19 protein-coding genes and 1 tRNA gene are annotated in these 22,074 nt (G+C 71.7%); 8 read left to right on the forward strand and 12 right to left on the reverse strand.

Going from position 1 to position 22,074, the window contains the following annotated elements; all coding sequences use genetic code 11:
• The 5 genes from I3F58_RS01725 to I3F58_RS01745 all read left to right on the forward strand — a co-directional run.
• Positions 1–1,760 (forward strand): PQQ-binding-like beta-propeller repeat protein (locus I3F58_RS01725; RefSeq protein WP_240106342.1); only part of this gene is annotated, 1,760 nt, incomplete at its 5' end.
• A 106-nt stretch (positions 1,761–1,866) separates the two neighbouring features.
• Positions 1,867–3,738: a collagen-like protein gene (locus tag I3F58_RS01730; RefSeq protein WP_240106343.1), complete on the forward strand. Its 1,872-nt coding sequence runs from the start codon at positions 1,867–1,869 to the stop codon at positions 3,736–3,738.
• Positions 3,739–3,968: 230 nt separating this feature from the next.
• A complete protein-coding gene (locus tag I3F58_RS01735; RefSeq protein ID WP_240106344.1) occupies positions 3,969–4,661 on the forward strand; it encodes a LuxR C-terminal-related transcriptional regulator in 693 nt (230 codons plus the stop codon).
• Between the two features lie 341 nt (positions 4,662–5,002).
• Positions 5,003–5,953 (forward strand): UDP-glucose 4-epimerase GalE, encoded by a 951-nt coding sequence (gene galE, locus I3F58_RS01740; protein ID WP_240106345.1) that lies wholly within the window; start codon positions 5,003–5,005, stop codon positions 5,951–5,953.
• A 320-nt stretch (positions 5,954–6,273) separates the two neighbouring features.
• Entirely contained in the window at positions 6,274–7,074 is an 801-nt protein-coding gene (locus I3F58_RS01745; RefSeq protein ID WP_240106509.1) for a response regulator transcription factor, read from the forward strand.
• On the opposite strand, the gene I3F58_RS01750 is transcribed toward I3F58_RS01745, so the two are convergent.
• Positions 7,033–7,530, reverse strand: a complete 498-nt coding sequence (locus I3F58_RS01750) for a MarR family winged helix-turn-helix transcriptional regulator (protein ID WP_240106346.1) — start codon at positions 7,528–7,530, stop codon at positions 7,033–7,035. The two genes, I3F58_RS01745 and I3F58_RS01750, sit on opposite strands and share 42 nt — an antisense overlap.
• Positions 7,531–7,698: 168 nt before the next feature.
• Here I3F58_RS01750 and I3F58_RS01755 point away from each other — a divergent pair, with 168 nt between their 5' ends.
• The gene (locus tag I3F58_RS01755) at positions 7,699–8,553 is read left to right on the forward strand and encodes a trans-aconitate 2-methyltransferase (protein WP_240106347.1); all 855 of its coding nucleotides are present in this window, start codon (positions 7,699–7,701) and stop codon (positions 8,551–8,553) included.
• A gap of 72 nt (positions 8,554–8,625) precedes the next feature.
• Here I3F58_RS01755 and I3F58_RS01760 read toward each other — a convergent pair whose 3' ends face one another.
• Complete coding sequence (locus tag I3F58_RS01760) at positions 8,626–9,303, reverse strand: TetR/AcrR family transcriptional regulator (protein ID WP_240106510.1); 678 nt, start codon at positions 9,301–9,303, stop codon at positions 8,626–8,628.
• Positions 9,303–10,322, reverse strand: coding sequence for a fatty acid desaturase (locus I3F58_RS01765; protein WP_240106348.1), 1,020 nt, complete (start codon positions 10,320–10,322; stop codon positions 9,303–9,305). Before I3F58_RS01765 ends, I3F58_RS01760 begins: the two co-directional genes overlap by 1 nt.
• A gap of 380 nt (positions 10,323–10,702) precedes the next feature.
• Here I3F58_RS01765 and ppc point away from each other — a divergent pair, with 380 nt between their 5' ends.
• Entirely contained in the window at positions 10,703–13,447 is a 2,745-nt protein-coding gene (ppc, locus tag I3F58_RS01770; RefSeq protein ID WP_240106349.1) for a phosphoenolpyruvate carboxylase, read from the forward strand.
• 78 nt (positions 13,448–13,525) lie between these two features.
• Here ppc and I3F58_RS01775 read toward each other — a convergent pair whose 3' ends face one another.
• The 7 genes from I3F58_RS01775 to I3F58_RS01805 all read right to left on the reverse strand — a co-directional run bounded on the left by I3F58_RS01775 (position 13,526) and on the right by I3F58_RS01805 (position 19,312).
• On the reverse strand, positions 13,526–14,308 hold the full coding sequence (locus I3F58_RS01775; RefSeq protein ID WP_240106350.1) for an LPXTG cell wall anchor domain-containing protein: 783 nt from the start codon (positions 14,306–14,308) through the stop codon (positions 13,526–13,528).
• A gap of 183 nt (positions 14,309–14,491) precedes the next feature.
• On the reverse strand, positions 14,492–14,965 hold the full coding sequence (locus I3F58_RS01780; RefSeq protein WP_240106511.1) for a hypothetical protein: 474 nt from the start codon (positions 14,963–14,965) through the stop codon (positions 14,492–14,494).
• Positions 14,966–15,045: 80 nt separating this feature from the next.
• Positions 15,046–15,645, reverse strand: coding sequence for an aminoacyl-tRNA hydrolase (gene pth, locus I3F58_RS01785; RefSeq protein WP_240106351.1), 600 nt, complete (start codon positions 15,643–15,645; stop codon positions 15,046–15,048).
• Between the two features lie 79 nt (positions 15,646–15,724).
• Positions 15,725–16,315: a 50S ribosomal protein L25/general stress protein Ctc gene (locus I3F58_RS01790; protein WP_240106352.1), complete on the reverse strand. Its 591-nt coding sequence runs from the start codon at positions 16,313–16,315 to the stop codon at positions 15,725–15,727.
• A 262-nt stretch (positions 16,316–16,577) separates the two neighbouring features.
• Positions 16,578–17,555 (reverse strand): ribose-phosphate diphosphokinase, encoded by a 978-nt coding sequence (locus I3F58_RS01795; protein WP_240106353.1) that lies wholly within the window; start codon positions 17,553–17,555, stop codon positions 16,578–16,580.
• A 109-nt stretch (positions 17,556–17,664) separates the two neighbouring features.
• Positions 17,665–19,110, reverse strand: a complete 1,446-nt coding sequence (glmU, locus tag I3F58_RS01800) for a bifunctional UDP-N-acetylglucosamine diphosphorylase/glucosamine-1-phosphate N-acetyltransferase GlmU (protein ID WP_240106354.1) — start codon at positions 19,108–19,110, stop codon at positions 17,665–17,667.
• Positions 19,111–19,241: 131 nt separating this feature from the next.
• Positions 19,242–19,312 (reverse strand) — tRNA-Gln (locus I3F58_RS01805).
• A 260-nt stretch (positions 19,313–19,572) separates the two neighbouring features.
• Here I3F58_RS01805 and I3F58_RS01810 point away from each other — a divergent pair.
• Positions 19,573–20,871 (forward strand): sensor histidine kinase, encoded by a 1,299-nt coding sequence (locus I3F58_RS01810; RefSeq protein ID WP_240106355.1) that lies wholly within the window; start codon positions 19,573–19,575, stop codon positions 20,869–20,871.
• 6 nt (positions 20,872–20,877) lie between these two features.
• Here the strand turns inward: I3F58_RS01810 and I3F58_RS01815 are convergent, their stop codons facing one another.
• A complete protein-coding gene (locus tag I3F58_RS01815; protein ID WP_240106356.1) occupies positions 20,878–21,366 on the reverse strand; it encodes an SUKH-3 domain-containing protein in 489 nt (162 codons plus the stop codon).
• Positions 21,367–21,377: 11 nt separating this feature from the next.
• Positions 21,378–21,980, reverse strand: coding sequence for a YwqJ-related putative deaminase (locus I3F58_RS01820; protein WP_240106357.1), 603 nt, complete (start codon positions 21,978–21,980; stop codon positions 21,378–21,380).
• Between the last annotated feature and the right edge of the window lie 94 nt (positions 21,981–22,074).

The following is a 22,074-nucleotide window of genomic DNA, read 5'->3' on the forward strand; positions in this document are numbered from 1 at the left end:
CGCAGCCCCCGGCCCCAGGCCACCCGCAGGCCCCGGGCCAGCCGCCCGCCGCGCCCGCGCCCGGCTACGGCTACCCCGGCGCCCCCGCCCAGCAGCCCGGGCCCTACGGGCATCCGGGCGCCCAGCACGGACAGCCGGGGCAGCCCAACCCGTACGCCCAGCACGGGGAGCAGCCCAACCCGTACTCCCAGCAGCCCGGGCCCTACGGCGGGTACCCCACGCAGCCGCAGTACCCCGGGGCTCCCGTACCGCCCCCGCCCGGCCAGCCGGGCACCGGCTCCGGCGGCAAGAACGTCTTCAAGGGCAGGACCGGCATCGTCATCGCCGCGGCCACCGCGGGCCTGCTCGCGGTCGGCGGCGTCACCTACTGGGCCGTCAGCGGCGGCGACGACGAGGGCAAGCCCGTCGCCGAGCCCACCAGCTCCACGTCCGAGTCCACGCAGGACTCCGGCACCTCCGACGAGGTCGACAAGGGCGACGGCAGCGGCGGCGGCGACCGCGCCGGGAACGACGACATCAACGCGGGCGTCCAGCCGGGCGAGGCCAAGGTGCAGTGGCTGGTCAAGAACGACGTGGACCTGCCCCGCAACGGCTCCACGGTGCACGGCCCGTGGGTCGTGGGCGACACCGTCGTCAAGGCCATGTACCGGAGCGTCGAAGGCTTCTCCGTCGCCGACGGCAAGAAGAAGTGGAGCGTGGCCTTCGACACCGACATCTGCGACACCACTCCCGCCCCGAGCGCGAACGGCGACCTCGTCCTCACCGTCAAGGACGGCACCGGCGAGCGGGCGAAATGCGACGTCCTGCAGCACGTCGACGCCAAGACCGGCAAGAAGGGCTGGAAGCGGGAGATCCCGAAGGCCGGTCTCTTCGGCAACATCTGGGACGTGACGCTCGCGACGGCCGACAACACCGTCACGGTCACCAACGGAAACAGGATCTTCGGATTCTCGCTTGCCGACGGCAAGGAACTCTGGGGCGCGCCGGACGGGAACTGCAAGCCCAAGGCGTTCGCCGGTGCGGGCAAGCGGCTGCTGGCCGCGGCCAACTGCCGGGTCGAGGACCTCGACAACCCGCAGCACGAGCTGTGGGGCGTCGACCCGGCGACCGGCAAGGCCAAGTGGAAGTACCGGATCAAGCGCGGCTGGGAGGTGAGCAAGGTGTACTCGGTCGACCCCCTGGTCATCAACATCATCAACGAGAAGGAGAAGTCGCGGGCCATCCTCGCCCTGAAGGACGACGGCAGCCTTCGCTCCCAGCTCTCCAGCGACAAGGAGAAGGAGGGCTTCCAGACGAAATGCGGAGGCCGTCTCTTCTCCAGGGACAGCCTCCAGAACTGCACCGGCGTCGTCGCGGCCGGTGACACCTTCTACATGGCGACCGAGCCCGAGAGCACGAGCCTGGACGCCACCAACGAACTGGTGGCCTTCGACCTGAACTCCGGCAAGCCGAAGTGGCGCAGCCCGGCGGGTGACGGCAAGAGGCTGACCCCCGTGCAGATGGAGGGCGGCGACGTGCTCGTCTACATCGAGCCCGGGTACCAGCAGGGCGGCGCCGTCGCCAAGGTCTCCGCGAGCGGCGGCGCGCCGAAGGTGCTCCTCCAGCACCCGGCGTCGGTGGCGGCCGTCGAGAAGAGCTTCTTCACACCGAAGTTCGCCTACACCGGCGGCCGGTTCGTCATCGTCGACGGCAGTGTCCGCGGCATGAGGAACGACAAGGAGGAGCTGGAGACGAAGACGATGATCGCGTACGGCAAGTAGCGCCCCGCAGGCGCCGCACCGGCACGGGTGCGGCGCCTCACCGCGCCCGCCCCGCTCCGGCTCCTCCGCCCCTCCCGACTCCCGTCCCACGAGGTACGACGACACCATGACGCAACCGCCTCCGCCCCCGCCGAACGAGCCCCCGAACCAGCCCCCCGCGGGGCAGCCGCAGCAGCCCCCGCAGCCGCCGGCTCCGGCGGGCCCGCCCGTCGCACCGCCGCCGGCCGGTGGTTTCGGCGCGCCGACCCCGCCCCCCGCCGGTGGTTTCGGCGCCCCCACCCCGCCGCCCGAGGGCACCCCCGGCTACGGCTACCCGCAGGCCCCGGGCCAGCCTCCCGCTGCCCCGGCGGCCCAGCCCCAGCCCCCGGCCGCGCAGCCGCCCACCGCTCCCGGCTACGGCTATCCGCAGGCCCCCGGGGCCCCGGGCCAGCCGGGTGCCCCCGGCCCGTACGGCTACCCGACGGCGCCCATGCACCAGGCCGCGCCCGGCGGGCCCGGCGTCCCGGGCGCCGCGCCGTCCACCGGCGGGGGCAAGAAGCTCTCCACCAACCTGAAGATCATCATTGGCGCCGCCACCGCCTGCGCCGTCATCATCGGCGCCGGCGTCGTCTACTCCGCCACCAAGGGCGGAGGCGAGGGCAGGCCCGTCGCCCAGGACGGCACCAGCTCCACCGAGGGCGGCAAGGGCGGCGGCAACGGCCCGGCCGGCGGCGGGGGCAAGGAGAAGCCGGCCGCGAACGTCAACTCCCGGGTGGCCTTCCAGATCGTCGAGCCCGATGTCGAGGACCAGCAGATCGTCGGAGGCCACTGGGTCACCGACAAGCACTACGTCCAGCCGCACCTCAGCTCCGTCATCGGATACGACCTCGACAAGGGCGAGCAGCGCTGGAAGCTCGACCTGCCCGGCCAGGTCTGCGGAGCGTCCCAGAAGGCCAAGGACGGCAAGTCCGTGATCCTGTACGAGGCGGCCGAGCCGACCAAGGCGAAGAAGTACCTGCCCTGCACCGAGGTCGGTCTCTTCGACCTCGACACGGGCAAACTGCTCTGGTCCAGGTCCATCGAAGGCGGTGGCCCGCTCGGTGACGGCAAGTTCTCGTTCGACGAGGTCACGATCGGCGGTGACGCGGTCGCCGCGGGCGGTGTCCACGGCGGCGCGGCCTGGGACCTGGCCACCGGCAAGGAGCGCTGGCGGCACCACGACAACACCGAACGCTGCCGTGACCTCGGCTACGGCGGCGGCGAGGGGCTGGTGGCGGTCCGTGCCTGCGGCGACCTCGACAACCCCACCGTCATGATCCAGAACCTCAAGCCGGGCGACGGTACCCCGCTGTCGTCGTACAAGATGCCGTCCGGTGTCGACGACGCGACCGTCGTGTCCACCAAACCCCTGGTCGTCGCGGCCGATGTCGCCGATTCCGCGGGTGACGGCAGCCGCGTCTCGGACTACTTCTCCATCGACGAGACGAACGGCAAGCTCAAGGCGAAGATCACGGCGGAGGGCGACAAGTACGACGGCCGCTGCCGCGAGGTGGACGGCTGCGAGAAGGTGGTCGTGGGCAACGGCCGCCTGTACCTGGCGACGGAGGAGCGCAGGGACGGCGACGTGGGCCGGACGAACGAGATCGTCTCGTTCGACCTGGAGACCGGCAAGCAGACCGGTGACAAGGCGGAGGCGGGCGAGAACCGGGCCCTGTTCCCGGTGCGGATGGACGGCGGCAACCTCATCGCGTACCGGTCGGGCAAGTACAACACCGGCGGTGAGATCGTCAGCGTCGACGGCGGTTCCTTCGAGCAGACCGTCCTGATGAAGAACCCGGACGACCGGAGCATCACGGAGGTTGAGTTCTCGCTCTGGGACGCGGTGCCGCTGATCTACCAGGACGGGAAGCTGTTCCTCTCGGCCAAGTACATCTCCAAGCCCTTGAGTTCCGAGGTCGGCAAGGCCCGTTACATGGCGCTGGCCTTCACCACGAAGTAGCCCCCGGCGTCTCCACCGGCGGCCCGGTGCGTCCATCGCGACGCGCCGGGCCGTCATCCTGTGTTGACGTCCCGCGTCACCCTGTGTCCTCTCAAGTAGCCCTGATTGGCGAAGATTTCGACATTGTGGGGGGCTTCTCGCCAGTAGGGGGCGCAGAGCGTCGAACAAGCGTGTAGCTTGCCGGGGCATGGAGGGCCGGGGGGCCGTCTCCAGTGGGGAGGGGGTTCTCGATGGGCGTGCGGCTGATGGTCGTCGACGACCACCGTCTGCTCGCGGAGGCGCTCGCCTCGGCTCTGAAGCTGCGCGGGCACCGGGTGCTCGCCGCCGCCGCACCGGCCGCCGGTGCCGCCGAACTGGTGGTGAACCGCGCCCCCGAGGTCTGCCTGCTGGGCACCGCCACCCCGGCCGAGCCGGGCGCCTTCGACCCGGTCGTACGGATCAAACGGGACCGTCCACAGGTGGCCGTCGTGGTCCTCGGGCCCGTGCCGAGCCCGCACGGCATCGCCGCCGCCTTCGCCGCCGGGGCCTCCGGGTACGTACGCCACGACGAGCGCATCGAGGGCGTCGAACGGGCCATGCTGAAGGCCCGCGCGGGAGAGGCCGCGGTGGCCCCGCAGCTGCTCCAGGGCGCCTTCACCGAGCTGCTCAACCCGGTCGCCCCGCCGGACGACGAGGGCAAGCGGCTGCTGCGGATGCTGACACCGCGTGAGGTGGAGGTCCTGGTGCGGGTCGCGGAGGGCGAGGACACCCGGCTGATCGCCGCCGGGATGGGCATCGCCACCAGCACCGCCCGCACCCATGTGCAGCGCGTCCTCATGAAACTGGGCGTCGGTTCCCGCCTGGAGGCCGCCGCGCTGGCCGCCCGCACCGGCCTTCTCGACCGCGCGGCGGAGGGCCTCCCGGGCATCCCGCGCCGGTTCTGACCGCCGCGCCCCCGCTCCTGCCCGGTGCCGTCGCGGGTGTTCCGGGGCGCAGGCACCTCCCGCACCCGGCGCGGGGGGCCGTACGGGGTCCGCCCCGCCCCTGAGGTCCTCGGCAGGCGCCCGCACAGGGTTCCCACAGGTCCGTCCGGAAGTCTTGAGGCGGCCCGACCGGGTCTTCGGGAAGGACCAGCCGTCCGCGCCGCCCGGCGCTTTTCGCCATTCGCCGGACATCCGGCAAGCTGAAGCACCTCGCCGGCTCCGCGTCCGGCATGAGTGTGTTCATCAACGACGTGCCGCCGGCTGATCGCGGCCCGGCGACTGAGAGAGGTGGCGACGACGTCATGAAGTATCTGGTGACCGGCGGGGCGGGCTATGTCGGCAGCGTGGTCGCCGCGCATCTGCTGGAGGCCGGGCACGAGGTCACCGTGCTCGACGACCTGTCGACCGGCTTCCGCGCGGCCGTCCCGGACGGCGCCGCCTTCGTCGAGGGCCGGGTCCAGGACGCCGCCCGCCACCTGGACCCGTCCTTCGCCGGGGTGCTGCACTTCGCGGCGTACTCGCAGGTCGGGGAGTCCGTGGCGAAGCCGGAGAAGTACTGGGACAACAACGTCGGCGGCACGATGGCGCTGCTGGCCGCGATGCGGGAGCACGGGGTGCGGCGGCTCGTCTTCTCGTCCACGGCCGCCACGTACGGGGAGCCGGTGTCGACGCCGGTCACGGAGACCGACCCGACCGCCCCCACCAGTCCGTACGGCGCCTCCAAGCTCGCCGTGGACCACATGATCGGCGGCGAGGTCACCGCCCACGGGCTGGCCGCCGCCTCCCTGCGGTACTTCAACGTGGCGGGCGCGTACGGCGTGTACGGCGAGCGGCACGACCCCGAGTCGCACCTCATCCCGCTGGTGCTCCAGGTGGCGCTGGGCGAGCGGGAGGCGATCTCCGTGTACGGGGACGACTACCCGACCCCGGACGGCACCTGCGTCCGCGACTACATCCACGTGGCGGACCTGGCCGAGGCGCATCTGCTCGCCATGGACGCCGTCACCCCGGGGGAGCACCTGATCTGCAACCTCGGCAACGGCAGCGGCTTCTCCGTGCGGGAGGTCGTCGAGACCGTCCGCGAGGTGACCGGCCACCCGGTCCCCGAGGTCATGGCGGCCCGGCGGCCCGGTGATCCGGCCGTCCTCGTCGCCTCGGCCGCCGCCGCCCACGAGCGGCTCGGCTGGAAGCCCTCCCGCCCGGATCTCGCCGGGATCGTGGCCGACGCCTGGGCCTTCGCGAAGGCGAGGTGACGGTGCGTCGGATACGGCGATCTCCGGATCTTGTGCGGTCGGTTTCCGCCGTGGAACGACACAGAAAGACACACGCGTACCACGGGAAACACCCTGGTCGGTCAGTTCTGCAAATCGCCTTCCTGTGCGCGCGTACGGCCGTACGCTGAGGAGCGGCACCGGTGGGGGCCGGTGCTGATCAGGGGGCGAGACAGTCGGGTACGGCGCCCGGGGTGGGGTGGCAGTCACTGCACGGCGGCGGTCGTGCGCGCATGTGAACGCCTCACACCGGGCGCCGTATCCGCGGCTGCCGGTCGCTCCTCGACACTTTGGGGGTGTCAGTGGTCCGTATCCGGGTTCTCGTGGTCGACGATCACCGGATTTTCGCCGAGTCGCTCGCCGCCGCGCTGGCGGCCGAGCCCGATGTGGACGTCTCCGCGGCGGGCAGCGGCCCGGCCGCGCTGCGCTGTGCGGACCGTGCGGCCACCGAGGGCCGCAGGTTCGACGTGCTGCTCGTCGACGCCGACCTGGGCGCGGCATCCGCGGGTCCCGGGGGCGTCGCCGTGCCCGGTGTGCCGCAGCCGGTCCCCCGGGTCGTCCCGGACGGCGGCGGGGCGGACGGTGTCGTGGACGGGATCTCGCTGGTGGCGGCCGTGCGCAGGGCCCAGCCGCACACGAGGGTCGTGGTGCTGGCCGAGCGGGACGACCCGCGGCGCGCCGCGCTGGCGCTCCAGGCGGGGGCGTCGGGCTGGGTGGCCAAGGACTGTTCGCTGCAGCGCCTGCTGGGCGTGATCCGGGGCGTCCTGCGGGACGAGACGCATCTGGCGCCCGCGCTGCTGACGGGGGTGCTGCGCGAGCTGACGGCCGCGCGCAGGCACCGTACGGAGAGCGAGCGGCTGGTGGAGTCGCTGACGCCGCGCGAGCAGGAGGTGCTGCGCTGCATGGTCGCCGGGCTGGGCCGGAAGGCGGTCGCGGAGCGGCTGTTCCTGTCGCCGCACACGGTCCGTACGCACATGCAGAACGTGCTGGGGAAGCTGGGTGTGCACTCCACGCTGGCCGCGGTCGCGCTGGCCCGGCGGGCGGGGGTGGGCCCGGCCGAGTCAGCCGGGAGTGTTGTCGAACGGGGCAGTCAGCTGGCGTAGCAGGGCCGCGAGGTCGGCGCGCCGCTCACGGGACAGCCGGGCCAGGATCGCCCGCTCCTGGTCCAGCAGCCCGGCCAGGGCCTGGTCGGCGCGGTCGCGCCCCTCGGTGGTGAGGCGGACGAGGACGCCTCGCCGGTCGGTCGGGTCGGGCAGCCGCTCGACCAGGCCCTTCTTGGCGAGCCGGTCGATGCGGTTGGTCATGGTGCCGGACGTGACGAGCGTCTGGGTGAGCAGCTGGCCGGGGGAGAGCTGGTACGGGGCTCCGGCCCGGCGCAGCGATGTCAGGACATCGAACTCCCAGGGCTCCAGCTGGTGCTCGGAGAAGGCGATACGGCGGGCCCGGTCGAGGTGGCGGGCCAGGCGGGAGACGCGGCTGAGGACCTCAAGCGGTTCCACGTCGAGGTCCGGGCGCTCTCGGCGCCATGCAGCGACCAACCGGTCGACCTCGTCCTCCATGACTGATCAGTGTAGGCGATCTGTCGACATGAAGTCTCTCGTTGTCAACTATCTTCACATCAAGTCTCTTGACATGGAGAAATCGCATGCCGGACGATTGAGTGTGCCCCAAGTGGAGCAGCGTTCCGTCTGAGAGATGGAAGGCCCACGTTCCGGCAAGGGGGAAGCATGCACACCGCCCGATCCGTACCCGTCGCACCCGTCTGGGATCCCCAGCAGTACCTGCGGCACTCCGGCCACCGCACCCGCCCGTTCCACGACCTGCTCGCCCGCATCCCCGAACCGCCCGCCACCCGCGAGGGCCGGCCCGCCCGCATCGCGGACCTCGGCTGCGGCCCGGGCAATGTCACCGCGCTGCTCGCGGACCGCTGGCCCGAGGCCCACATCACCGGATTCGACCTGTCGCCGGAGATGCTGGAGCAGGCCGAGAAGGAGTACTCCGGCACCACCGCGCGCGGCGGCTGGCTCGACTTCCGGGAGGCCGACGTCGCGCACTGGGTGCCCGACGAGCCGTACGACCTGATCGTCTCCAACGCGGCGCTCCAGTGGGTCCCCAACCACCCCGAGTCGTTCCCCGTCTGGCTGGACGGCCTCGCGCCCGGCGGCACCCTCGCCTTCCAGGTGCCCGCCAACTTCACCTCACCCAGCCACGCCCTGCTCGGGGAGCTGTGCGAGACCCCCCGCTGGCGGGACCGGCTCGGGGACCGGGGCCGCCGCTTCGTGCACATCCTGGACGCCGCCGCCTATCTGGACCGGCTCACCGATCTGGGCTGTGCGGCGGACGTCTGGGAGACGGTGTACCACCAGCTCCTCGCCGGCGAGGACCCGGTCCTCGACTGGGTGAAGGGCACCGCCCTGCGGCCCGTCCTCACCGCTCTGGACGGCGACCCCGAGGCCACCGCCGAGTTCCTCGCCGAGTACCGCGACCTGCTGCGCCGGGCCTACCCTCCGGGTCCGCACGGCACGGCCTTCCCGTTCCGGCGGCTGTTCGCCGTCGCCCGGAAGACGGGGTCCGCCGGCTGACCCGGCCGCCTGGGCACGGGCCGCCGCGACGAACCGCCCGGGCATGAGCCCGGCCCCGTCGCCGTCCAGGGGTCAGTTCTTGCGGTGGCCTATCAGGCGGGGCTTCGGCTCCAGCCCGTCCAGGCCGTGCCAGGCCAGGTTGACCAGGTGCGCGGCCACCTCCGCCTTCTTCGGCTTGCGCACGTCCAGCCACCACTGCCCGGTCAGCGCGACCATCCCCACCAGCGCCTGCGCGTACAGCGGCGCCAGCTTCGGGTCGAAGCCCCGGGCCTTGAACTCCAGGCCCAGGATGTCCTCGACCTGCGTGGCGATGTCCGAGATCAGCGAGGCGAACGTACCCGTCGACTGGGCCACCGGGGAGTCCCGTACCAGGATCCGGAAGCCGTCCGTGTACGTCTCGATGTAGTCCAGCAGAGCGAACGCCGCCTGCTCCAGCAGCTCCCTCGGGTGCCCGGCCGTCAGCGCGCCCGTCACCATGTCCAGGAGCTGCCGCATCTCGCGGTCCACCACGACCGCGTACAGGCCCTCCTTGCCGCCGAAGTGCTCGTACACCACCGGCTTGGACACCCCGGCCTTCGCCGCGATCTCCTCCACCGACGTGCCCTCGAAGCCCTTCGCCGCGAAGAGCGTCCGGCCGATGTCGAGCAGTTGCTGGCGGCGTTCCGCGCCCGTCATCCGGACCCGGCGTCCCCGCCGGGGCTTGTCACTGCTGCTGATACTGCCACTGCCGTCGATCGCCACGCCGTCCATCATGCCGCGTTCGCGGACGACTCCCGCCGCCGGGCCGCGATCCGGGCCTCGGTCGGCCAGCGCACGTCGTACGCCCAGCCCAGCTTCTCGAACCAGCGGATCAGCCGGGCGCTGGAGTCCAGCTGTCCCCGCAGCACGCCGTGGCGGGCGCTCGTCTGGTCCGCGTGGTGCAGGTTGTGCCAGGACTCGCCGCAGGACAGGATCGCCAGCCACCACACGTTGCCCGACCGGTCACGCGACCGGAAGGGCTGCTTGCCGACCGCGTGGCAGATCGAGTTGATCGACCAGGTGACGTGGTGCAGCAGCGCCACCCGCACCAGGGAACCCCAGAAGAACGCCGTGAAGGCGCCCCACCACGACATCGTGACCAGCCCGCCGATCAGCGGCGGAAGCAGCAGCGACACCGCCGTCCACAGCACGAACTGGCGCGAGATCCGGCGGATCGCCGGGTCCTTGATCAGGTCCGGCGCGTACTTCTGCTGCGGCGTCTGTTCCTCGTCGAACATCCAGCCGACGTGTGCCCACCACAGGCCCTTCAGCAGGGCCGGCACGGTCTCGCCGTACCGCCAGGGCGAGTGCGGGTCGCCCTCCGCGTCGGAGAACTTGTGGTGCTTGCGGTGGTCCGCCACCCAGCGCACCAGCGGCCCCTCGACCGCGAGCGAGCCCATGATCGCCAATGCGATCCGCAGCGGGCGCTTCGCCTTGAAGGAGCCGTGCGTGAAGTAGCGGTGGAAGCCGATCGTGATGCCGTGGCAGCCGATGAAGTACATCGCCGTCATCAGGCCCAGATCCAGCCAGCTCACCCCCCAGCCCCAGGCCAGCGGCACCGCCGCCACCAGCGCGAGGAACGGGACCGCGATGAACAGCCCCAGGGTGATCTGCTCGACCGACCCCTTGCTGTCGCCGCCCAGCGTCGCGGACGGTGCCCCGGCGCGCGCCGGGGCGGTCTCGGTTTCGGTCTCGGTTTCGGTGGCGGAGTCCTGAGCGGTGCGCCGGAGCACCTCGGGGCTCGTGGTCATGAAAATCCCTGGGGGGTGAGGAAACGACGGGGAGAAGGGACTGAAGGAACGCGGCAAGGGCATGCGCGGAAAGGGCATGCGCGTGAACACACGCGTGAACACATGCGTACGGACACATGCGCGTGGAACACGGGGAGCGCATCCCTACGGTCCCGTAACCTACGGCATCGTAAGTATGGCAGCGCGCGGCCCGGCGGCAAGAGGGCTGTTGACGGCGTGGCCCGACCGGACACCTATCCTGGGTGTCGTCGGACAGCGCGGTCCGCAGGTCCCCGCAGGGAACTTCCCAGCGAAACCGGCCACGAGTTCGAAGGGGCATCCCCGGGGACACCACAGCAGTACCCCTCCAGACGTGCTCATCACTGCAAGGAGCCGCACCTGTGAGCAGTGCCGACCAGACCCCCACCGCCCGCACCGACGCCGCCCGCACCGAGCTGCGTGCCGACATCCGCCGACTGGGTGACCTGCTGGGCGAGACCCTCGTACGGCAGGAGGGGCCCGAGCTCCTCGAACTCGTCGAGAAGGTCCGCCGCCTCACCCGCGAGGACGGAGACGCCGCGGCCGAGCTGCTGCGCGGGACCGAGCTGGAGACCGCCGCCAAGCTCGTACGGGCGTTCTCGACGTACTTCCATCTCGCGAACGTCACCGAGCAGGTCCACCGCGGCCGGGAGCTGCGCGCCAAGCGCGCCGCCGAGGGCGGGCTGCTCGCCCGCACGGCGGACATGCTCAAGGACGGCGACCCCCAGCACGTACGGGACAGCGTCAGGCATCTGAACGTGCGGCCGGTGTTCACCGCCCACCCCACCGAGGCGGCCCGCCGCTCGGTCCTCAACAAGCTCCGCCGCATCGGCGCCCTCCTCGACGAGCCCGTCACGGCCGCCGACCGGCGCCGCCACGACCTGCGGCTCGCGGAGAACATCGACCTCATCTGGCAGACCGACGAACTGCGGGTCGTCCGCCCCGAGCCCGCCGACGAGGCCCGAAACGCCATCTACTACCTCGACGAACTGCACCTCGGGGCCGTCGGGGACGTCCTCGAGGACCTCGCCGCCGAGCTGGACCGGGTCGGCGTCGAGCTGCCGCCCGGCACCCGCCCCCTCACCTTCGGCACCTGGATCGGCGGCGACCGCGACGGCAACCCGAACGTCACCCCCGCCGTCACCTGGGAAGTGCTGATCCTCCAGCACGAGCACGGCCTCAACGACGCCCTCGCCATGATCGACGAGCTGCGCGGCCTGCTCTCCAACTCCATCCGCTACACCGGGGCCCGCCAGGAACTCCTCGACTCCCTCCAGCACGACCTCGACCGGCTCCCCGAGATCAGCCCCCGCTACAAGCGGCTGAACGCCGAGGAGCCGTACCGCCTCAAGGCCACCTGCATCCGGCAGAAGCTGGAGAACACCCGCGACCGCCTCGCCAAGGGCACGCCCCACCAGGAGGGGCGCGACTACCTCGGCACCGCCGAGCTGCTCCACGACCTCAGCCTGATCCAGAACTCCCTGCGGCAGCACCGCGGCGGGCTCTTCGCGGAGGGCGCGCTCGACCGCACCATCCGCACTCTCGCCGCCTTCGGCCTCCAGCTCGCCACCATGGACGTCCGCGAGCACGCCGACGCCCACCACCACGCCCTCGGCCAGCTCTTCGACCGGCTCGGCGAGGAGTCCTGGCGCTACGCCGACATGCCGCGCGACTACCGGCAGAAGCTCCTCGCCAAGGAGCTGCGCTCCCGCAGGCCCCTCGCCCCGACCCCCGCGCCCCTGGACGCCGCCGGGCAGAAGACCCTCGGCGTCTTCCACACGATCAAGGCAGCCTTCGAGCGCTTCGGTCCCGAGGTCATCGAGTCCTACATCATCTCGATGTGCCAGGGCGCGGACGACGTCTTCGCCGCCGCGGTCCTCGCCCGCGAGGCCGGTCTCGTGGACCTCCACGCCGGCTGGGCCAGGATCGGCATCGTGCCGCTCCTGGAGACCACCGACGAGCTGCGCGCCGCCGACGTCATCCTCAACGACATGCTGGCCGACCCCTCCTACCGCCGGCTCGTCTCGCTGCGCGGCGACGTCCAGGAGGTCATGCTCGGCTACTCCGACTCCTCGAAGTTCGGCGGCATCACCACCAGCCAGTGGGAGATCCACCGCGCCCAGCGCCGGCTGCGCGACGTCGCCCACCGCTACGGCGTACGGCTCCGCCTCTTCCACGGCCGCGGCGGCACCGTCGGCCGCGGCGGCGGCCCCTCCCACGACGCGATCCTCGCCCAGCCCTGGGGCACCCTGGAGGGCGAGATCAAGGTCACCGAGCAGGGCGAGGTCATCTCCGACAAGTACCTCATCCCGGCCCTGGCCCGGGAGAACCTGGAGCTGACGGTCGCCGCCACCCTGCAGGCCTCCGCCCTGCACACCGCGCCCCGCCAGACGCATGAGGCCCTGGCCCGCTGGGACGCCGCCATGGACACCGTCTCCGAGGCCGCCCACACCGCCTACCGGCAGCTCGTCGAGGACCCGGACCTCCCCGCGTACTTCTTCGCCTCCACCCCCGTGGACCAGCTCGCGGACCTCCACCTCGGCTCCCGTCCGTCGCGACGGCCCGACTCCGGCGCCGGACTCGACGGACTGCGCGCCATCCCGTGGGTGTTCGGCTGGACCCAGTCCCGCCAGATCGTCCCCGGCTGGTACGGGGTCGGTTCGGGCCTCAAGGCCCTGCGGGAGGCCGGGCTCGACGACGTGCTCACCGAGATGTACGAGAACTGGCACTTCTTCCGCAACTTCCTGTCGAACGTCGAGATGACGCTCGCCAAGACCGACCTGCGGATCGCCCGCCACTACGTCGAGACCCTCGTCCCGGACGACCTCCGGCACGTCTTCGACCGCATCGAGACCGAGCACGCCCTGACGGTCGAACAGGTCCTGCACATCACCGGCGAGCGTGAACTGCTGGACGCCCAGCCCGTCCTGAAGCAGACCTTCGCCATCCGCGACGCCTACCTGGACCCGATCTCCTACCTCCAGGTGGCCCTGCTGAAGCGCCAGCGCGACGCCGCCGCCGCCGAGGCCCCGGCCGACCCGCTGCTCGCCCGGGCCCTCCTCCTCACGGTCAACGGCGTCGCCGCGGGCCTGCGCAACACCGGCTGACGCCCGAGCGCGCAGCAGAAGAGGGCCCCCGCCCGAGCCGGACGCTCGGGCGGGGGCCCTCCCTCTGACAGCGGTACGTCAGTGCTGCTGGGCGCTCTTGCGGCGGCGCAGCACCAGGAACGCGCCACCCGCGACCAGCGCGGCGGCGACACCGGCGAGGGCGCCGACGGGGGTGCTGCTGCCGGTCTCGGCCAGGTCACCGGTCGAGGCGCCCTCCGACTCCGACGCGGACGGCGCGGCCGAAGGGGTCGTCCCGCCCGGCATCGTCTCCGACGGCGAGGAGGACGGCTCGGTGCTCGGGGTCTCCGAACTCGTGGGCTCCGAGGCCGACGGGGTCGGCTCCGTGCTGGGCGTCTCCGTGCTCGTGGGCTCCGAGGACGAGGGGCTCGGCTCGGTGCTCGGGCTCTCCTCGTCGTCCGGGACGTCGCTCGCCGGGCAGGTGTGCGACAGGTTGAACCAGTCGGTCTTCTTGCCCTTCTTGTTGAGGCCCTTGACCACGGCCTCGGCGGACACCAGCGTGTCACCCGCGGTCGACGCCGCGAAGGCGTGCTTGGCGTCCGGCGGGCCGAAGGACGTGATGACCTTCTCGCCGTCCTTCTCGAACACGACCGTCAGCTCGACGAACTCGTAGCTGCGGCCCTTGAGCACGAAGTGCCAGCCGTCCTGGTCCGCCGGAATGTCCGCGCAGGTCTGCTCCTTGTCACCGGTCCACGAGGTGGCGGTCAGCGGGAGGTCCTTCGCCTGGTGCAGCGGAATGGTGTAGGTGTCCGGGGTTTCCGTGGCGTGCGCGGCAGGGGCGAGCAGCAGCGAGCAGGCCGCAGCCGCCGCCAGCGCGCCGGTGGTCTTGGAAAGGGTGCGCATGGGCAGTCCAACGTGTCAGAAGGGTGGGCCGTGGAGGGTGGCGGCTCAGCTTCCTTACGTCCCGGCCACACCGTCAAGCGAAAAGAACCCCATGCGTCCCTAAAATGCCGGTCTGCCCGGATGATCCCGGATAACAGTTGAGTCAAACCTGAAATGGTTGTACGGAGTTCCGTAGAAGTTCCGTCACAACGCCAGGAACGACGCCACCAGAAGCACCCCGCCCGCGATCCCCGAGGCCCACGCCACCCGGGGCCACCGCAGCCCGCCGCCCACCACCAGCGAGGCCAGCAGCAACGCGCCCCCCAGGGGCAGCCACGCGTACAGGCCGCCCGCCCAGCCCGTGCGGACGACCTCCGTCGTGTCGGGCTTCACCACCACCGCGTACCGCTCGCCCTTCTCCACCGCCACCGATCGCGCGATCGTCATGTCCGTCCGCGACGGTCCCGCCCGGTCGTCCGGCGCGAACCGACCCGTGCACACGTCGGCACCGCACCCGGTGACCGTCATGATGCCGTGCGTCCGCCCCTTGGACAGCAGCACATGCTGTGCCGTGCCCCAGGACGCCCACACACCCGCGACCACCAGCAACAGCGCCACCAGCACCATCGCGGCGTCACGGGCGTACAGGAGGGCGGGGGTCCGCTTCTTGGGGCTCATGGACACGCGATCCTTGGCCATGGCACCGCGCTCCGTCAATTCCCATGGGAGCAGCCGGGCCGGACGCCAGGTGCCGGACCTCAGGAGTTGTAGGCGGACTGCGCCCGCTCCAGCCCCTCCGTCACCAGGCACTCGACCGCGTCCGCCGCCCGGTCCACGAAGTAGTCCAGCTCCTTGCGCTCCGCCGACGAGAAGTCCTTCAGCACGAAGTCCGCCACCGGCATCCGCCCGGGCGGGCGCCCGATGCCGAACCGCACCCGGTGGTACTCCGCGCCCATCGCCTTCGTCATCGACTTCAGCCCGTTGTGCCCGTTGTCCCCGCCGCCGAGCTTCAGCCGCAGCGTCCCGTAGTCGATGTCCAGCTCGTCGTGGACGGCCACGATCCGCGCCACCGGCACCTTGTAGAAGTCCCGCAACGCCACCACCGGCCCGCCGGACAGGTTCATGTACGACATCGGCTTCGCCAGGATCACCCGGCACCCCGCCGGACCCGGAGGACCCACCCGGCCCTCCACGACCTGCGCCTGCGCCTTGCCGTGCCGCTTGAACGAACCGCCCATCCGCTCGGCCAGGAGGTCGGCCACCATGAAGCCGACATTGTGCCGGTTCCCGGCGTAACCGGGGCCCGGGTTGCCGAGCCCCGCGATCAGCCAGGGAGCACCGGCGCCGTCCGTCGTCATCCGCGTAAGCCTCCAGAGGAAAGTGGGGGGTGCTCGGCAGCACCCCCCACATCAGATCAAGAGCAGCTCAGGAGCAGGCTCAGGCCTCGGCGCCCGCCTCGGACTCGCCCTCGGCGGCCGGCTCCTCGGCCTGCGCGGCCAGCACCTGGAGGACCACGGTGTCGCCGTCCACGGCCAGCGAGACGCCGGTCGGCAGCGCGATGTCCTTCGCCTGGACGGAGGCGCCGGCCTCCAGGCCCGCGACGGAGACCGTCAGGGACTCGGGGATGTGCGTGGCCTCGGCCTCGACCGGCAGCGCGTTCAGGACGTGGTCCAGCAGGTTGCCGCCCGGGGCCAGGTCGCCCTCGGTCTGGACCGGGATCTCGACGGCGACGGTCTCGCCGCGCTTCACCAGCAGCAGGTCGACGTGCTCCAGGAAGCCCTTCAGCGGGTCGCGCTGCACGGCCTTCGCGATCGCCAGCTCCTGGCCCTTGCCCGCGATGTCCAGCGTCAGCAGGACGTTCGAGGTCTTGAGGGCCATCATCAGGTCGTGACCCGGAAGGGCCAGGTGGACCGGCTCGGTGCCGTGGCCGTACAGCACACCCGGGACCTTGCCCTCGCGGCGGGTACGGCGGGCGGCACCCTTGCCGAACTCGGTACGGGCCTCGGCGGAGATCTTCACCTCGGACATAGCACACTCCTCGTAACGCGTCAGACGGACATCACACTCGTGGTCACTCGGCCACGACTGGACGGCACGGGCCTGCTACGAAGAGCGCGTCGATAACGGACCGCCGCCACCACCGGATCCCTCCGGCGGCACGGCCTCCCTCGCCGAGCAACCCGACCAGTCTACGCGGCGCCCCGAGCTCACCCAACTCGATCACCCGCACACGACGAGGGCCGCCCCCTCGGCAGGGGACGGCCCTCGCGAACGCCTCAGGTCAGGAACGTTACGCCTGCTCCTCGAAGAGGCTCGTCACCGAGCCGTCCTCGAACACCTCACGCACCGCACGCGCGATCGTCGGCGCGATCGACAGCACCGTGATCTTGTCCAGGTCCAGCTCGCCCGGCGTCGGCAGGGTGTTCGTCAGCACGAACTCGCTCACCTTCGAGTTCTTCAGCCGGTCGGCGGCCGGACCCGACAGGATGCCGTGCGTCGCCGTCACGATCACGTCCTCGGCGCCGTGCGCGAACAGCGCGTCGGCGGCGGCGCAGATCGTGCCGCCCGTGTCGATCATGTCGTCGACCAGGACGCACACCCGGCCCTCGACCTCGCCGACGACCTCGTGGACGGTCACCTGGTTCGCCACGTCCTTGTCGCGCCGCTTGTGCACGATCGCCAGCGGCGCGTCCAGCCGGTCGCACCAGCGGTCCGCGACCCGCACCCGGCCCGCGTCCGGGGACACGACGGTCAGCTTCGACCGGTCCACCTTCCGGCCCACGTAGTCCGTCAGCACCGGCAGCGCCGTCAGGTGGTCCACCGGACCGTCGAAGAAGCCCTGGATCTGGTCCGTGTGCAGATCCACGGTCAGGATCCGGTCCGCGCCGGCCGTCTTCAGCAGATCGGCCACGAGGCGGGCCGAGATCGGCTCACGGCCCTTGTGCTTCTTGTCCTGCCGGGCGTAGCCGTACGACGGGATGATCACGGTGATGCTCGCGGCCGAGGCACGCTTCAGCGCATCGATCATGATCAGCTGTTCCATGATCCACTTGTTGATCGGTGCCGTGTGGCTCTGGATCAGGAAGCAGTCCGCGCCGCGCGCCGACTCCTGGTACCGGACGTAGATCTCGCCGTTGGCGAAATCGAACACCTTCGTCGGCACCACACCGACACCCAGCTGCTGTGCGACCTCCTCCGCCAGCTCGGGGTGGGCGCGGCCGGAGAACAGCATCAACTTCTTCTCGCCGGACGTCTTGATCCCGGTCACAGCACTTGTCTCCTCAGACGTGTTCCCTGGCCGCGTGTCCCGATCCGCGAACCAGCCGAATTTGTGTGCACGTATCACGTTACGCCGAGTCCGGCGTACGCGTTTTCGGTCAGCCTTCGCCGCCCGCCTCCCCGGAGGCCGCTCCCGCGGCCCGCGCGGCGGCGCTCCCCGGGCGCTTGCGAGCCACCCAGCCCTCGATATTCCGCTGCTGACCACGGGCGACGGCCAGCGCACCGGCCGGCACGTCCTTGGTGATCACCGAGCCCGCAGCGGTGTAGGCCCCGTCCCCGACCGTGACAGGAGCCACAAACATGTTGTCCGACCCGGTCTTGCAGTGGGACCCGATCGTCGTGTGGTGCTTCTTCTCCCCGTCGTAGTTCACGAAGACCGAGGCGGCGCCGATGTTGGTGTGGTCACCGATGGTCGCGTCACCGACGTAGGACAGGTGGGGCACCTTCGTCCCCTCTCCGACGTTCGCGTTCTTCGTCTCGACGTACGTCCCGATCTTGGCCTTGGCCCCGAGCCGGGTCCCCGGCCGCAGGTAGGCGTACGGCCCCACGGAGGCGCCCGCGCCGACGACGGCGGAGTCGGCGACGGTGTTGTCCACCCGGGCACCCGCGTGCACATGGGTGTCCCTGAGCCGCGTGTTGGGCCCCACCTCGGCGTCCTCGCCGACATGCGTGTCCCCGAGAAGCTGCGTGCCGGGGTGGATCACCGCGTCGGGCTCGAAGGTGACCGTGACATCCACCTGCACGGACGCCGGATCGACGACGGTGACCCCCGCCGTCATGGCTGCCTCCAGGAGCCGCCGGTTGAGCAGCGCCCGGGCCTCGGCGAGCTGGACGCGATTGTTGATCCCGAGGATCTCCCGGTGGTCGGCCGCGACGGAGGCCCCCACCCGGTGCCCGGCCTCGCGCAGGATGGACAGCACGTCCGTGAGGTACTCCTCGCCCTGGCTGTTGTCCGTCCGCACCCGGGTCAGCGCGTCCGCCAGCAGCCGCCCGTCGAAGGCGAACACCCCGGAGTTGATCTCCCGGATGGCCCGCTGCGCGTCGGAGGCGTCCTTGTGCTCGACGATCGCGGTGACGGCGCCGGTCTGCGCGTCCCGCACGATCCGCCCGTATCCGGTGGAGTCCGGCACCTCGGCGGTCAGCACGGTGACGGCGTTCCCGTCGGCGGAGTGGGTGGCGGCGAGGGCGCTCAGGGTCTCGCCGGACAGCAGCGGGGTGTCCCCGCACACCACGACGACGGTCCCGTCGACGTCCCCCAGCTCCTCCAGCGCCATGCGCACGGCATGCCCGGTGCCGTTCTGCTCGTACTGCACGGCGGTCCGGGTCCCGGGGAACCGCTCCTCCAGATGTGCGGTGACCCGCTCGCGGGCGTGCCCCACGACCACGCACAGATGCGTGGGGTCCAGTTCCCGTGCGGCGGACACCACATGCCCGACGAGGGAACGCCCGCAGATCTCGTGCAGGACCTTCGGGGTCTTGGACTTCATGCGGGTGCCCTCACCCGCGGCGAGGACGACGACGGCAGCCGGGCGGATGGCGCTCACGGATGGGCCCTTCGGCAGTCAGGTGACGGACACCTGGAGGATACCGGGGGGATGCGCAGTGACCTGCGGGGCTTCGCCCACACGCGAACGGGCCCCGACCCTCGGGGTCAGGACCCGGACCTGAGGAGGTGCTCCCGGGGGAGGACTCGAACCCCCATGATCAGAACCAAAATCTGACGTCTTGCCCTTAGACGACCCGGGATAGCCGCTTATGTCCGATTTCTGTGATCGGCAGCGGGTGCAGCCCCTACTATGCCGCACCATCAGCCCTCGGTGCGACGGTACGGCCAGGCGCCCTGGCGGACTTTGCTCACAGGACAACCTCGGTGTGTCCCGCCGACGTTCTCGCGGACCGTTCCCGGGTCGTGCTTCGTGAGCGTCGTCTCGCCCGATCCGCCGGGACCGCACCGGCGAGGTCACCTCCCACAGGCCCCCTCGCCGCTCGCCCGTAGGCTGGGAGGCATGACCGCAACGGGGGCAGATCAGGACGCCACGGGCGCCCGCGGCGCGCCGGGCGCGCGGCGGGGGCCGTGGTGGTGGGAGCGGCGGCGGAGCGCCGTGCTGGACATCTCGCTCGGCTTCCTCTCGCTGCTGGAGTGCGCGGCGGAGGGCGTCGGGTTCGCGGACCAGGCTTCGGTGCCGGTGCCGCTGGGGGTGCTGTTCGGCGCCCTGGTGGGGGGCGTGCTGGTGCTGCGGCGGCGGTGGCCGGTGGTCGTGGTGCTGGTGTCGATCGCGGTGTCGCCGGCGGAGATGGGCTTCCTGCTCGGCGTGGTGGGGCTGTACACGCTGGCCGCCTCGGACGTGCCGCGGCGGATCACCGTCGTGCTGGCGGGGATGTCGGCGGTGGCGGCGGCGCTCGTGACGCTGGTGCAGGTACGCCAGGAGGCGGAGGCGGCGGAGCTGGGGCCGAACTCGTGGTTCGTGGTGGCGCTGGTGTCGTTCGTGGCGCTGGGCCTGACGGCTCCGCCGGTGCTGCTGGGACTGTACATAGGGGCGCGGCGGCGGCTGATGGAGAGCCTGCGGGAGCGGGCGGACAGCCTGGAGCAGGAGCTGTCGCTGCTCGCGGACCAGGCGGAGCAGCGGGCGCAGCTGGCGCGTACGGAGGAGCGGACCCGGATCGCTCGGGAGATGCACGACGTGGTGGCGCACCGGGTGAGCTTGATGGTGGTGCACGCGGCTGCGTTGCAGGCGGTCGTCGTGAAGGAACCGGACAAGGCGGTGAAGAACGCGGCGCTGGTGGGGGAGATGGGGCGCCAGGCGCTGACGGAGCTGCGGGAGATGCTGGGGGTGCTGCGGTCGGAGACGCCCGCGTCCGCGCCGAGAGCCGTCGCCGCGGCCCCCGCCGCGCCCGCTGCGGCTCCTGTGGACGAGGGGCCCGGACTGGACGGTGTGGCGGATCTGGTGGAGCAGTCGCGGGCCGCGGGGACCGCGGTCGAGCTGGCGGTGATGGGGGAGACGCGGTCGTACGCGCCGGACGTGGAGCAGACGGCGTACCGGGTGGTGCAGGAGGCGCTGACGAACGTCCACAAGCACGCGCCGGGTGCGGAGGTCGTCGTACGGCTGGCGCATCGGGAGGACGAGGTGGCGATGCAGGTGGAGAACGGGCCGTCGGACGCGGGCGCCGCGGACGCGGGGCTGCCGAGCGGGGGGAACGGCCTCGTCGGGATGCGGGAGCGGGTGGCCGGGCTGGGGGGTGTGTTCGTGGCGGGACCGACGGACGCGGGCGGGTTCCGGGTGTCGGCGGTGCTGCCGGCGGAGTAGCGCCGCCTACGGGTTGGTGAGGCGGACGGGGTGGGTGCCGGTGATGAGTGCGGTGAGGGCGTGGTCGATGTCGGGCCCGAGGTACCAGTCGCCGGTGTGGTCGAGGCTGTAGACACGGCCTTCGGCGTCGATGGCGAGGAGGGCCTGCTGGTCGGCCTCGGTGCCGAGCGGGGCCAGCCGGGTCTCCAGGGCACGGCCGAGGTCGCCCAGGCTCCGGGTGAGGTGGAGTCCGGAGAGCGGGTCGATGGCCAGCGGGGTGGGGGCGATGTGGCGGCCGGGCCCGGGGGTGGTGATGTGCAGGCCGCCGAACTCGGCCCAGGCCTCGACGGCCGCGGGGAAGACGCTGTGCCGGTGGCCGGTGGGGGAGGTGTGGGCGCGGAGGGCGTCGGCCCAGTGCTCGGCCTGCTTGATGTCCCAGCGGCCGGGCTGCCAGCCGGCTTCCCTGAGGGCGGCGTCGACGGAGACGGGGAAGCGGGTGGTGTTCAGGTCGGGCATGGTGGGGTGGTTCAGCCGTTCGGGTGTGCGAGGTCGACGGGGCGTACACCGAAGTGGGCGAGGAGCGCGGTGCACGTGCGGCAGGGCGGGGCGTAGCTGCCGTGGAGGGGGTCGCCGTCCTCACGGATGCGGCGAGCGGTGATCTTGGCGTGCTTGAGGGAGCGGCGGGCCTCGCCGGGGGTGAGGGGCTTGCGGCGGGCGCGCTTGGAGCGGTTGTCCTCGGCGGTGGTGAGGTGCCGGGAGAGCAGGATGGCCTCGGGGCAGCGCCCGGTGAAGCGTTCTCGCTGGTTGGTGGTGAGCGTGTCCAGGAAGTCCTGGACGAGCGGGTGCAGCGCGGGCGGGTGGTTGCCGCGGGCGGCGGTGCAGGTCAGGGTCTCGCCGCGGACGGAGAGGGCGGCGCCGACGGTGGGGAGTATGCCGTCGCGGCGGTGGCTGAGGGCGGGCGCCTGGTCGGGGGCCGTGGCGCTCCAGGTCAGCCGGGGGTCGTTCGTCGTGGTGACCTGCCGGGCGGGAGCCGGTGCGGGTACGGCGGATGCCGCGGCGGCGCCCGACGGCGCGGGTACGGGCGGTGTGCCGGAGGCAGGGTGCGCGGTGCCTGGGTGCGCGGTGTGCATGGTGCGTGGTGTTTCCCCTCTGTGCAATCCCCCGAGTTGCGTGAACAGCCTGCCAAATGCCATGTGGAGTTGGGAAACGTGGTGACGAATTCGT

It is taken from the genome of Streptomyces sp. MUM 203J (assembly GCF_022414595.1).
Taxonomy (GTDB): Bacteria; Actinomycetota; Actinomycetes; order Streptomycetales; family Streptomycetaceae; genus Streptomyces.

Bases quoted from the DNA above. Each gene is read 5' to 3' on its own strand.
- I3F58_RS01775 (WP_240106350.1), bottom strand. From the start codon at position 14,308: ATGCGCACCCTTTCCAAGACCACCGGCGCGCTGGCGGCGGCTGCGGCC.
- I3F58_RS01735 (WP_240106344.1), top strand. From the start codon at position 3,969: ATGGGCGTGCGGCTGATGGTCGTCGACGACCACCGTCTGCTCGCGGAG.
- pth (WP_240106351.1), bottom strand. From the start codon at position 15,645: ATGACGACGGACGGCGCCGGTGCTCCCTGGCTGATCGCGGGGCTCGGC.
- I3F58_RS01790 (WP_240106352.1), bottom strand. From the start codon at position 16,315: ATGTCCGAGGTGAAGATCTCCGCCGAGGCCCGTACCGAGTTCGGCAAG.
- I3F58_RS01765 (WP_240106348.1), bottom strand. From the start codon at position 10,322: ATGACCACGAGCCCCGAGGTGCTCCGGCGCACCGCTCAGGACTCCGCC.
- I3F58_RS01755 (WP_240106347.1), top strand. From the start codon at position 7,699: ATGCACACCGCCCGATCCGTACCCGTCGCACCCGTCTGGGATCCCCAG.
- I3F58_RS01780 (WP_240106511.1), bottom strand. From the start codon at position 14,965: ATGAGCCCCAAGAAGCGGACCCCCGCCCTCCTGTACGCCCGTGACGCC.
- I3F58_RS01815 (WP_240106356.1), bottom strand. From the start codon at position 21,366: ATGCCCGACCTGAACACCACCCGCTTCCCCGTCTCCGTCGACGCCGCC.
- I3F58_RS01820 (WP_240106357.1), bottom strand. From the start codon at position 21,980: ATGCACACCGCGCACCCAGGCACCGCGCACCCTGCCTCCGGCACACCG.
- I3F58_RS01750 (WP_240106346.1), bottom strand. From the start codon at position 7,530: ATGGAGGACGAGGTCGACCGGTTGGTCGCTGCATGGCGCCGAGAGCGC.
- galE (WP_240106345.1), top strand. From the start codon at position 5,003: ATGAAGTATCTGGTGACCGGCGGGGCGGGCTATGTCGGCAGCGTGGTC.
- I3F58_RS01760 (WP_240106510.1), bottom strand. From the start codon at position 9,303: ATGGACGGCGTGGCGATCGACGGCAGTGGCAGTATCAGCAGCAGTGAC.
- I3F58_RS01730 (WP_240106343.1), top strand. From the start codon at position 1,867: ATGACGCAACCGCCTCCGCCCCCGCCGAACGAGCCCCCGAACCAGCCC.
- I3F58_RS01810 (WP_240106355.1), top strand. From the start codon at position 19,573: ATGACCGCAACGGGGGCAGATCAGGACGCCACGGGCGCCCGCGGCGCG.